This is a genomic window from Streptomyces sp. NPDC058308 (assembly GCF_042880275.1).
Taxonomy (GTDB): domain Bacteria; phylum Actinomycetota; class Actinomycetes; order Streptomycetales; family Streptomycetaceae; genus Streptomyces.
This window is the reverse complement of the sequence record NZ_JBHVZA010000021.1, coordinates 58,315-69,613: the sequence shown is the minus strand read 5'-3', so window position 1 is coordinate 69,613 and position 11,299 is coordinate 58,315. Positions and strand designations below refer to the sequence as shown.

9 protein-coding genes are annotated in these 11,299 nt (G+C 72.5%); 7 read left to right on the top strand and 2 right to left on the bottom strand.

Features of this window, described 5'->3' with window-relative positions:
* Positions 1–13 precede the first annotated feature (13 nt).
* From ACFVYL_RS26335 to ACFVYL_RS26310, 6 genes are all read left to right on the top strand, one after another.
* Positions 14–805, top strand: coding sequence for an alpha/beta fold hydrolase (locus tag ACFVYL_RS26335; protein ID WP_389719972.1), 792 nt, complete (start codon positions 14–16; stop codon positions 803–805).
* Positions 802–2,049: a nucleotide disphospho-sugar-binding domain-containing protein gene (locus ACFVYL_RS26330; RefSeq protein ID WP_389719971.1), complete on the top strand. Its 1,248-nt coding sequence runs from the start codon at positions 802–804 to the stop codon at positions 2,047–2,049. Before ACFVYL_RS26335 ends, ACFVYL_RS26330 begins: the two co-directional genes overlap by 4 nt.
* Positions 2,028–3,116: a class I SAM-dependent methyltransferase gene (locus ACFVYL_RS26325; RefSeq protein WP_389719970.1), complete on the top strand. Its 1,089-nt coding sequence runs from the start codon at positions 2,028–2,030 to the stop codon at positions 3,114–3,116. Before ACFVYL_RS26330 ends, ACFVYL_RS26325 begins: the two co-directional genes overlap by 22 nt.
* Before the next feature lies 1 nt (position 3,117).
* Positions 3,118–4,374, top strand: coding sequence for a lipase family protein (locus tag ACFVYL_RS26320; RefSeq protein WP_389719968.1), 1,257 nt, complete (start codon positions 3,118–3,120; stop codon positions 4,372–4,374).
* A gap of 25 nt (positions 4,375–4,399) precedes the next feature.
* Positions 4,400–5,575 (top strand): lytic transglycosylase domain-containing protein, encoded by a 1,176-nt coding sequence (locus ACFVYL_RS26315; protein ID WP_389719967.1) that lies wholly within the window; start codon positions 4,400–4,402, stop codon positions 5,573–5,575.
* 72 nt (positions 5,576–5,647) lie between these two features.
* On the top strand, positions 5,648–6,385 hold the full coding sequence (locus ACFVYL_RS26310) for a dienelactone hydrolase family protein (protein ID WP_389719966.1): 738 nt from the start codon (positions 5,648–5,650) through the stop codon (positions 6,383–6,385).
* Between the two features lie 56 nt (positions 6,386–6,441).
* Here the strand turns inward: ACFVYL_RS26310 and ACFVYL_RS26305 are convergent, their stop codons facing one another.
* A complete protein-coding gene (locus ACFVYL_RS26305) occupies positions 6,442–7,911 on the bottom strand; it encodes an FG-GAP repeat protein (protein ID WP_389719965.1) in 1,470 nt (489 codons plus the stop codon).
* 181 nt (positions 7,912–8,092) lie between these two features.
* Here ACFVYL_RS26305 and ACFVYL_RS26300 point away from each other — a divergent pair, with 181 nt between their 5' ends.
* Positions 8,093–9,271, top strand: coding sequence for a cytochrome P450 (locus tag ACFVYL_RS26300; RefSeq protein ID WP_389719964.1), 1,179 nt, complete (start codon positions 8,093–8,095; stop codon positions 9,269–9,271).
* A 179-nt stretch (positions 9,272–9,450) separates the two neighbouring features.
* Here the strand turns inward: ACFVYL_RS26300 and ACFVYL_RS26295 are convergent, their stop codons facing one another.
* Positions 9,451–10,767, bottom strand: coding sequence for a hypothetical protein (locus tag ACFVYL_RS26295; RefSeq protein WP_389719963.1), 1,317 nt, complete (start codon positions 10,765–10,767; stop codon positions 9,451–9,453).
* Positions 10,768–11,299: the final 532 nt, after the last annotated feature.

Here is an 11,299-nt window from a genome sequence, read left to right as displayed (position 1 = left end):
CGGAGCGCGGGTCATGACGGCCGACGGCCGCGCGCCGACCGTCGTCTTCCTGCACGGCGCCTTCATCGACAGCCTCGCCAGCTTCTACTTCACGCTCGGCCCGCAGTTCGCGGACGCGGGCTTCGACGTCCTCATGTACGACCTGCGCGGGCACGGCCGCAGCGAACGCCCGCCCACCGGCTACACACTGGAGCACTTCACCGACGACCTCGTCGCCCTGCTCGACGCCCTGGGCATCACCGAGCCGGTGCACCTGGTCGGCAACTCCTTCGGCGGCACGGTGGCGCTGGACTTCGCCGTGCACCGCCCGGCGCGTACGGCGTCCGTCACCGTCGTCGAGTCGGGGCCCGCGACGCGCGACTGGGCCACCACCATGTCCGGGGCCCTGCACCGGGTGACGGGGGAGCGGTCCGAGGAGGAGGCGCTCGCCTGGTTCGTCGCCGAGTACGGGGCGCTCGCCTCCACCCGGCAGGGCGACGGCCTGCACGACGCGCACATCGCCCGCCTCGGACGCGCCGCCGGGCGGCTGATCGCCACCACCTCCATCGCGCGGGACATCCCGGGCGGCCGCACCCTCGGCGACGCGCAACTCCGCGCCCTCGACCGCCCGGTGCTGCTCGTCAACGGCCAGGGCGGCCTCGTCGCCGCGGAGACCGCCCGCCTGGCGGCACTGCTGCCCGACTGCGACGTCGTCGTGGTGCCCGGCCAGAAGCACTCGGTCCTGGTGGAGGCCGCCGAACACGTCGGTGCCCTCACCCTGGACTGGACGGTGCGGCGGCTGCTCTCCGGGGGCGTCGCCCGATGAGCCGTTTCCTCTTCGTCGTGCCGCCGCTCGCCGGTCACATCAACCCGGCCTCGGCCGTCGCCGCCGCACTCGCCGAGCGGGGCCACGAGGTGGCCTGGGCCGGGCAACCGGCGGCCCTGCAAGGCTTGGTGGCCGCGGACAGCCGCGTCTTTCCCTGCGCGGGCGCGCCGGGCATCGAGGACCGGCCCCGCGAGCTGCGCGGCGTGGCGGCTTTGAAGTTCCTGTGGGACGACTTCTTCGCACCGCTCGCGTACGCCATGGCGCCCGGAGTGACCACCGCGGTCATGGAGTTCGGGCCCGACCTGCTCGTCGTCGACCAGCAGACGGTCGCGGGCGCACTGGTCGCGGAGCGGCTCGGCGTCCCCCACGTCACCTCCTCGACCACCTCCGCGGAGCTCTCGGGCAGTCTCTTCGGCATCCCGAAGGTCGACCAGTGGCTCACCGACCTCCTGGACGGTCTGCGACAGCGTCTCGGCGACCCCTCGGCCCGCCACGACCCGCGCTTCTCGCCACGGCTCACGCTCGTCTTCTCCACCAGTGAACTCACCGGCTCCCCGGCGCGGGACCGCGGTCCGGTGCGCTTCGTCGGGCCGGCGCTCGGCTCGCGCGGCGACATCGCCGACTTCCCTTGGGAGTGGGTCGACCGGGACGACGGCCGGGCGCTGGTCCTGGTCTCCCTCGGCACCGTCAACGCCACGGTGGGCGCCCGTTTCCTCGCCCGCTGCGTCGACGCCGTACGAGCCCGCTCACGCGACCTGCGCGCGGTGGTCGCCGACCCGGGCGGACTCCTCGGCCGGCCGTGCGGCGACGACGACGTCCTGATCCGCCCCGCGGTTCCCCAACTCGCCCTCCTGGCCCGCGCGGACGCCGTCGTGTGCCACGCCGGACACAACACCGTCACCGAGGCCCTGTGGCACGGCGTCCCCCTCGTGGTCGCCCCGATCCGCGACGACCAGCCCGTGGTCGCCGCCCAGGTCACCGCTGCGGGAGCGGGCGTACGGGTGCGGTTCGGCCGGGCCGACGCCCAGGCCGTCGGAGCCGCTCTCGACACCGTGCTCGGGCGGCCCCACCACGCCGCGGCCGCCCGCCGCATCGGCCGCTCCTTCCGCGCGGCGGGCGGAGCGCCCGCCGCGGCCGCACATCTCGAAGAGCTCGCCGTCGAACACGTCGAAGAAGTCGTGGAAGTCGAAGAAGTCGAAGAAGTCGTAGAACAGGAGAACCCGTGGCACGGACTGCGGACATAGCCGCGCGAAGGCCCCACTACCAGCGGCTGCTCGCCGCGGGAACGGGCCGGTTCTTCCGGCCCCCGCGCACCACCTGCCCCTGGTGCGCCTCCGGCCGGCTCCGCCACCGGCTGCGCAGCCGGGACCACGTGCAGAACAAGCCGGGCAGCTTCGTCCTCGACGAGTGCCGCGACTGCGGGCACATCTTCCAGAACCCGCAACTGACCTCCGAGGGGCTCGACTTCTACTACGGCGACTTCTACGACGGCCTGGGCGGGGAGACGACGGCCAAGATGTTCGCCGGGCGCGGCAGCGTGAAGCGCTTCCGGCACAGCGCCCGCGCCCTGCGCGCCCATGCGAGTCCGCGGCGCTGGCTGGACGTCGGCACCTCGCACGGCCACTTCTGCGCGACGGCCAAGGAGGAGCTCCAGGACACCGAGTTCCACGGCCTCGACATGGGGGAGAGCGTCGAACTCGCCGTGAAGGAGGGGCGGATCGAGGTCGCGTACAGGGGACAGTTCACGCTGCTCGCCGAGGAACTGGCCGGACGCTACGACACGGTGAGCATGTTCCACTACCTGGAGCACACCCTGACGCCGCGCGGCGAACTCCTCGCCGCCCGCACCGCGCTGCGGCCCGGCGGGCACCTCCTCATCGAGGTCCCCAACCCCGAATCCCCGCTGGGCAGGCTCTTCCGCGGTCGCTGGATGCCCTGGTTCCAGCCCCAGCACCTGCACTTCGTGCCGATCGGAAACCTCTGCCGCGAGCTGGAACGCATGGGCTTCACCGTGGTGTCCGCCCGCCGCCGCGGCAACCAGCACATCCCGGTCGACCTCGCCTGCGCCACCTGGTTCTGGGCGGCCCGCGCCATGCCCAAGGAAGACGCGCCCTGGCTGGCACGACCGCCGGGACGGGCCGCGGTCGCCGTCCGCTGGGCCGTGGCGCTCGCCGCGCTGCCGCCGCTCCTCGCCGCGTACGGCCTCGATCTGCTGCTCGCACCGCTCGTACGGCGGACCTCGCTGAGCAACGCCTACCGGGTGATCGCCCGCCGCGGCCCCGACGACGCTCCCGAGAGCGGAGGGAACTGACATGCCGGTACCGACGATCCGCCGGGCGGGACGGCTCACCGTCGCCCTCGCCCTGATCCTCGCGGCCTGCACGCTGTCCGCGGGCACGGCGGGCAGTGAGCCCCGTCCGGCCCCTGCGAGCACCGCCGCGACGCTGCCGCCCGACGACTTCTACGTACCGCCGGGGACCCTGCCCGACGGAGAGCCGGGCGACGTCATCCGCTCCCGCAAGACCGACCCCGGCACCCCGACACCCCGCGCCCTGGCCGACACCTGGCAGGTGATGTACCGCTCGACCGACGCGCTCGGCAAGCCCCGGGCGGCGACCGCCACCGTCATGGTGCCCAAGGGCGGCGCCCCCGCGTCGCGGCCCGTCGTCGGCTGGGGCCCCGGCACCCAGGGCCCCGCCTTCCGCTGCACCCCGTCCCGGCTGATCGCCAAGGGCGCCCTGTACGAACAGTGGGTCATCAACGCCATGCTCGAAGCGGGCTACGCGGTCGCGGTGCCCGACTACGAGGGCTACCGGCCCGCACCGAAGACGACGTACATGGTCGGCCGGTCGCTTGGCCCCGCTCTCATCGACGCGGTCCGCGCCGCCCAGCGGCTGCCCGCGGCCGGACTCTCCGCCGACGCGCCGGTCGTGTTCCGCGGATACTCGCAGGGCGGTGGCGCCGCGCTGTGGGCGGGGGAGTTCCAGCCGGACTACGCGCCGGAGCTCAAGCTCAAGGGCATCGTCGCGGGCGGTGTCCCCGGCGACCTCATGGAGGTCGCCCTGCCGCTCAACGGCCGCCCTGGCTCCGGCTTCCTCTTCTACGCCCTCATCGGCCTCGACCACGCGTACGCGGAGCTCAGGTTCCACGACGTGCTCAACGACGCGGGACGCGCCATGGTCGCCGACCTCGAAGCGGGCGGCTGCGCCCTGGAAATGATCAACAAGTACGGCAACAAGCCGCTGTCCACGTACGTCACCCGCAGCCCGCTCGTCGACCCGCCCTGGGTCGCCCGCTACACGGAGAACACCCTCGGCAGGACGCCGAAGATCAAGGTTCCGGTGTTCCAGTACCACGCGACCCAGGACGCCCTCGTCGAACCGCACCAGGCCGACGCCCTGCACAGGGAGTACTGCGCGCAAGGCGTGCCGCTGACCTGGAAGACGTACGACACCACGGGCCGCCCGCCGGTCGCCGACCACCTCTGGCCGATCCAGGCGGCTAACGCCGAGGCCATGCGGTATCTCGCCGACCGTTTCGCCGGCCGGCCCGCCGCCTCCACCTGCTGAGCGTCGCGAATCCGAGAGGTGAGCCATGGCAACGAGCAACAGACACCGCGGCAAGGGCAGCCGCCGCTTCCGCCGCGGCATGACGGGCACCGTCGTCGCGGCCCTCGCGATGGCCGGACTCACCGCGTCGGCCGCGCCCGACGGCCCACTCGCCCCACCCCGCCACGGCGCCGACCCGGAAAGCGATGCCGGGGGCGGCGGCTGGGACCCGCCCGCCGGATCGTCGGCCGACTCCTACCACACCGAACTCCCGCCTCTGCGCGCCGGGAAGGGCGCACCGGCCGACAGGAGCGAGGCCGCCGCGGCGCGGACCCAGTCCGGCATCCCGGCCACCGTCCTCACCGCCTACCGGCGTGCCGAGGCCGCCCTCGCCGCCACCGACCCCGGCTGCGGACTGCCCTGGCAACTCCTCGCGGCCATCGGCAAGGTGGAGTCCGGACAGGCCAGGGGCGGCCGGGTCGACGCGGCCGGTACGACACTCACACCCATCCTCGGACCTGTCCTCAACGGCACCGGATTCGCCCGGATCTCCGACACCGACGACGGGGCGTACGACGGCGACTCCACCTACGACAGGGCGGTGGGGCCGATGCAGTTCATCCCCTCCACATGGGCCCGCTGGGGCGCCGACGGCAACAGCGACGGCCGCGCCGACCCCGGCAACATCCATGACGCCGCGCTCGCCGCCGGCCGCTATCTGTGCGCGGGCGACCGCGACCTGGCGAACAAGGCGGACCTCGACCGGGCGATCCTCAGCTACAACCACTCGGCGGTCTACCTGCGCACCGTCCTGGCCTGGCTGGACTTCTACCGCCGCGGCGTCCACGAGGTGCCCGACGGCCGGGGCCCGCTGCCGACCGGCCCCGGACCGGGCGGCAGGACGCCCACGACCCGGCCCACCGGCGTGGTCGTAGGCCCCCCACCGTCCAACCCCTCCCGCCCGCGCCCGGGCGGCTCCCCCTCCCCGAACCCGCCCCGCCCCGGCCCGACCCCTTCCGCCCCCGGAACGACCCCCGCCCCTTCCGACCCCGGCCCTACTCCGACGCCGACCCCAACCTCGACCGACCCGGAGTGCCCCACCCCCACCCCGGCCCCCTCCGACACCCCTTCCCCCTCACCTACGGGGCCGTCCGTCCCCTCACCCTCACCCTCACCGTCGGATTCGGAACCCCCGGAGCCGTGCGCCCCCCGCATTACGTAGACACAGCCGTCATGTTCTGCCCGTGGCAGAACATCAGTCCGGTCGAACACGTCGGTCTCTAGGGTCCGTGTCATGACGAGAACGACGACGAGGGTGACGACGCGCACGGTGACGTATCCGGCCGACGGCCTGACCATGGTCGGCCATCTCGCGCTGCCGGCCGGTGTGGACCGCCGCCCCGCGGTCCTGGTCGGGCCGGAGGGCACGGGACTCAGCGACGTCGAGCGCCACCGGGCCGACGCGCTGGCCGAGTTGGGGTACGTGGCGCTCGCCTTCGACATTCACGGCGGGCGCTGGTTCAGTGACCCCGAGGAGATGCTGGCGCGGTGCATGCCGCTGCTCGCCGCCCCCGACCGGATGCGGAGCATCGGCCATGCGGCGCTCGACGTGTTGCGCGCCGAACCGCGTACCGATCCCGGTCGCATCGCCGCCGTCGGCTACGGCACCGGGGGCGCGATCGGCCTGGAGCTGGGACGCGACGGCGTCGATCTGCGGGCTATCGGGACGGTCAACGCACTGACCACGGGCCGGCCGGGCGAGGCGGCGCGCATCCGCTGCCCGGTGTGGGCCGGTGTCGGGTCGGAGGACCCGATCATGCCGCCCGCGCAACGGGAGGCGTTCACCGCCGAGATGCAGGCCGCGGGCGTCGACTGGCGCCTCGTGGTCTACGGCGGCGCCCTGCACGCCTTCCACCATCCACCGGTCGACCAGACCGTGCTCCCCGGCGTCGGCCACCACCCGCGCCACGCGCAACGGGCCTGGCGCGACATCGTCGGCCTGCTCGCCGAGTGCCTGCCCGTGACGGAGTGATCCGGCCAGGCAAAGGCTGTTGAAGGGCGGATGCCGTTCAGCGACCGCTGGACTGCTCAGTGGCTGCTCAGCGGCTTGCCGTACTTCTGAGCCGTGGAGAGGTACGGGAGGCCGAGCGTGCGGGGCGAGAAGGCCGCGGAGCCGTCGGCCGAGCCGCCGGGCAGGAGCCATGCGGCGCCCAGGGAGGCGTTCTCGGCGGGGGAGCCGACCGTGACATCCGGGACGCCGTCGGCGTTGTGATCGCCCCCGGAGACCGCCGCGCCGAAGGCGTCACCCGCCTCCGCGACACCCGGGACGCCGGGTGTGTCCTGGTTCCAGGCAACGGACGTGGCCGCGCCGCCCGCGTCGAGCAGGCCCTTGGCGCCGCCGCGGAGCAACCAGGCGGCGCCCGCCCCCGCTTCGCTTCCGACTGCCTCGCCGGGAGCGCCCGCGATCAGGTCGTCGCGGCCGTCGCGGTCGACGTCGGCGACGGCGAGGGCCGCGCCGAAGCGGTCGCCGCTCTCGGCCACGCCGGGAACGCCCGCCGTGTCCTGGTTGAGGGTCTGGGCGCGGCGGCCGAACGGGCCGCCCTCGGGGCTCCCGTAATGGACGTGGACGCCGCCCCCCTTGGCGAGTCGCTCGGGGCCGCACGGGTCGTCGATGTTCTCGTCGGCGATCTCACGGCACTCGCCGAGCGCCAGGTCGTCGCGGCCGTCGCCGTCGAAGTCACCGGCGGCCAGGGCGGTCACGCCCGCGTTGTCCGTGTTCCAGAAGTTGGCCATCTCGGACCGGGCGGCGTCCCACTTCCACAGGCGCACGTGGGACTGCGTGCTGGGGCTGCCCGCCGTCCAGTACGCCACGGCCAGGTCCGCCGTGCCGTCGTCGTCGAAGTCGCCGGTGGCCAGGACGGGGGCGCGGCCGCCCATGGGGGCGGCGACGACGGTGGTGACCATGCTGTCCTCGCCCTGGATGACACGGGCGACGACCTTGTCCGTGCCGCCGATCACGATCGTCTTGTTGCCGCCGCCGGTGAGGTCGGCCGCCGCGATCGAAGTGCCGTACGCCGCCGAAGGCGACGGCCCGGTCAGGACCGTCGACCCCGGTCCCGGCCCGGTCTCCGAGCCGCCCACGGCGATGACCATGCCCGCGTCCCTGCCGCGGTCGGTGACGTCCTCGCCGGGGACTCCGGCGAGCAGTTCCGCGACGCCGTCGCCGTTGAGGTCCGTCAGGGCCACGGACGCGCCGAAGCGGTCGCCCGCCTCCGGGGTGCCGGGCACTTCGGGGGTGGCCTGGGTGACACGGATGCTGCCGTGCCCGCCGACGCCCTTCGGGCCGCCCCAGACGACGTTCACGTACCCCGCCTTGGCCTGGCCGCCGACGGTTCCGTCCGGGACACCGACGGCGAGGTCCGCGTAGCCGTCGCCGTTGAAGTCGCTCGTGGCGGAACGGGGTGCGGCGGCGCAGGCACCGGTCGGGAGCACGACCCCGGCGGTGACCGCGGCGGCGGCTGCGATGGCGTACGTCAGAATGCGGCGGCTGTGCGGCATGGAGGCCCCACTCGGTCGACGGGTTGCGGGTCTACCTGGTGTGACCGCCGAAGGACGGAGCTGGTTGTACGGAGTTCACCGGCAGGTGACGCCGGGGTCGCGGGAACCCCTCGTCGGACGTGGCTATCGTTGTCGCCGACGACGACGGCCTGCGGCCGGAACCCCATGGGAGCCTGAGCACATGACCGACCCGACTCAGGACCCCCGCTTCCTCCGGGACCCCTATCCCGCCTACGCGGCCATGCGGTCTACCGGCCCGGTGCAGTCCGTGCCCGTCGGCTCCGGAGGGCATCCCGGCTACGTGGTCACCGGCTACGCGGAAGCCAGATCGGCCCTCGGCGACGCCCGGCTCTCGAAGGACACGGCCGTCTTCTTCGCGGGCAAGAAGTCACGCCGCCGCCTCCACCCCGCGGTCGCCCACACCATGCTGGCCTGCGTCCCGCCTCAGCACACCCGGCTGCGCAAGCTGGTCACCAAGGCGTTCACGACCGGTGCCGTCAAGGAGCTGCGTCCGTTCATCGCCCGCGTCACCGATGAGCTCCTTGACCAGTGGCGTGCGGGCGAACGGTTCGACTTCGTGGCGGGCCTTGCGGTGCCGCTGCCGGTCGTCGTGATCTGCGAACTGCTCGGAGTCCCGGAAGCCGACCGGCCGCACGTCCAGCGCTGGTCCGCCGAGCTCTTCGCGGCCGGACAACCCGACGTCATCGACGCGGCCTCCCACGCGATGGCCGACTACATGACGGGCCTCATCGCCGCGAAACGCCTGGCCCCGGGCGGCTCCCTCCTCGACCGGCTGATCTCGGCCCGCGACGGTGACGACCACCTGAGCGAGGAGGAGTTGGTCTCCCTGGCCGTACTGCTCCTCGTAGCCGGACACGAGACGACCACCAACTTTCTCGGCAACGCCCTGCTGGCGCTGCTCCAGCACCCGGCCGAGCTCAGTCGCCTCCGGGACGACCCGGACGACATCCCCGCCCTGCTGGACGAGTTGCTCCGGTTCGATTCCCCCGTGAGTACGGCCACGTTCCGGTTCACGACGGAAGCCGTCACGCTCGGCGGCACCGAGATCCCGGCAGGCGCCCCGGTGCAGGTCGTTCTCGGAGCGGCCAACCGTGACCCCGCGCGGTTCCCCTCGCCGGACCTGCTCGACCTGGACCGCGACGCCGCCGCACACCTCGCCTTCGGCCACGGAATCCACCGCTGCGTCGGCGCCCCGCTGGCCAAGGCCGAAGCGGAAATCGCCCTGCGAACGGTGCTGACCCGCTTCCCCGCAACGCGCCTTGCCGTACCCGCCGACCAACTGGACTGGCGCCGCACACGTCTGGTCCGCGGACTCGTGTCGCTTCCTGTCGTGGCGTAGCGCGAACTCCGCGTGGGTTCGGGGGGTTGTTGTCGGTGGGCGGCACCGCGTACGAGGCCCTCTCGCATGGCCAGGTGGCACCTGCGGTGGAGCGCAGGCGCTCCAAGCGGCGGGGTTGATGCTGGGTGCTTGGCCGCCGTGCCCTACCGGGCCGTGGGCTTCTACGGCCCGGTAGAAAATCAGGGGAGTTTGATGGAGAAGACGACCCGGTCTCCGGTGCGTTGCTGGCCGGGTGCCACGTACATGCTCTCGTTCGTCCCCCACAGACGGCCCGATTTCGGAGCGTACGAGAGATTCTGGGTGAGGCGGGGCGAACGGGTGAGTACGTGGGGCGCCTCGTTCGGCTTGGCGCGGTGGATGCAGTTGAACGCCGCTGGGTCCTTGACCGGTGGCTCACCGTCCTGCCACCAACCCGTGGGGCAGGCCCCGCTGGAGTAGTAATAGGTGCCGTCGGTCGCGGTGCCCTGCGCGGCCCACACCGGCGAAGTGTAGGCGGCGGATGCCGTGGTGGTACCGATGCCACTGCCGTCGTCAGCCTTGGGCAGCGCCACATCCGCGTTCAGCGGCCAGCGTGCGACGCGACCGCGCACACCCGTGGCCGAGGTCGCGTAGGTGACGTGTTCGCTGGAGACCAGGGCGTCCGGGTAGGAGCTGCGGTCCAGGCTGAGGGAGCTGAGGCAGATCTCGGTGCCGGTGCCGGGTGTACAGCCCGATCCCTCGTTCGCACCCTCGATGTCATAGCGCCCGATCATGGGCATGGCCCACTGATGCCAGCGGGCGGACGACTTCCCGTCGTCGACGCCGACGTTCTCGGCGAGGGATGTCATCTTCCACAGGTGACGCATGTCGTAGACCTGGAGTTCGCCGCCGTTGGCCACGAACAGCCGGTTGCCGTACCAGACCATGCCGTCCGCGTGCGTGTTCTCCACCGGAGTGAAAGTCCCCGACGTACCGGCGACGGAGGGCACGACCAGGAGGACGTGCCCGTAGGAGGGAGCGGTGCCTCCCAGGTTCTTGGCGAGGGTGATCCGGGCGAACTCGTTTTTCGACCCGCCCTTCCCGTAGTACCAGGAGGCCGCGTACAGGTGGTTGCCTTCGATGGTTCCGTCGGGGGAAGCGTCGTGACTTGCGGTCAGCCCCTGCGGCATCCAACCGCCCTTGACCTTGTCGTAGTTGTTCGTCACGTCGTCGGTCTTGTCCCAGCAGAACCCGTCCGGGTCGAGCCTGATGTCGAGTCCTGTGGAGTGACAGAGTCCCGCCCTGCCCACGTGCTGGCCCGAGGTCGCGACCTGTGTCGGCGTCACCTTGGTGACTGTTCCTGTGGCCTCGACCGCCTCGACCGCCTCGCGGGAGGCGGTCCAGGCCCCGTCGGTGGTAAGCATCTTGAACTTGGAGCTGGGTATCGACTTCAGAGTCTCCGGAGGCGCTTCGGCCGCTGCCGCGACGGAGGGAGCGGCCACCAGGCCTGCCCCCAGGGCGGTCAGGCCGAAAAGCATGCCTGCAAGGTTGCCCCGCACGGACAAAAGCCGTCTATTCGTTCGATGTTGAGTGGGCATTAAAGGAAGTTAACCGAGGTAGATGGCGCCTGCAACCACGTATGGGCCGCGCGACAGCGCTCCGGTGCGCGACCGGCGGCGGCCCTCGAACGAGGCCGCAGCGCCCGGCTTCGGGTACGGATCCTCTCGGGGGATAACTGAGCTGGGAAGACGCTGATTGGTGTGGGGCGGCGGCGTCGTGTTTCTACCGTGGCGGGGTGGAGGTGGGACGCCATGGTGTCTTTACCGGAAGGGCTTCAGGCGCGGGAGGCGGCGGCGCGCCAACGGGTGGAGGAACTTGAGGCTGCGGCGGCGGAGTTGGCCGTCCGGCTGGAGAGGGCCCGGGAGGATCTGTCGCGACTGGAGATCATGTGGGAGACCGTCGGGCAGGTGCTGGCGGGGCTGTCGGCCGCCGAGCGCGAGGCTGAACCGGACTGTCAACATCCTCTTCGGCATCGCCGCAGCCCTCGGCGCGCTGCGCACCCTGCCCGCC

Excerpts from the sequence above, each read along its gene's own strand:
- ACFVYL_RS26335 (WP_389719972.1), top strand. The coding sequence starts at position 14 with ATGACGGCCGACGGCCGCGCGCCGACCGTCGTCTTCCTGCACGGCGCC.
- ACFVYL_RS26330 (WP_389719971.1), top strand. The coding sequence starts at position 802 with ATGAGCCGTTTCCTCTTCGTCGTGCCGCCGCTCGCCGGTCACATCAAC.
- ACFVYL_RS26320 (WP_389719968.1), top strand. The coding sequence starts at position 3,118 with ATGCCGGTACCGACGATCCGCCGGGCGGGACGGCTCACCGTCGCCCTC.
- ACFVYL_RS26315 (WP_389719967.1), top strand. The coding sequence starts at position 4,400 with ATGGCAACGAGCAACAGACACCGCGGCAAGGGCAGCCGCCGCTTCCGC.
- ACFVYL_RS26310 (WP_389719966.1), top strand. The coding sequence starts at position 5,648 with ATGACGAGAACGACGACGAGGGTGACGACGCGCACGGTGACGTATCCG.
- ACFVYL_RS26305 (WP_389719965.1), bottom strand. The coding sequence starts at position 7,911 with ATGCCGCACAGCCGCCGCATTCTGACGTACGCCATCGCAGCCGCCGCC.
- ACFVYL_RS26300 (WP_389719964.1), top strand. The coding sequence starts at position 8,093 with ATGACCGACCCGACTCAGGACCCCCGCTTCCTCCGGGACCCCTATCCC.
- ACFVYL_RS26295 (WP_389719963.1), bottom strand. The coding sequence starts at position 10,767 with ATGCTTTTCGGCCTGACCGCCCTGGGGGCAGGCCTGGTGGCCGCTCCC.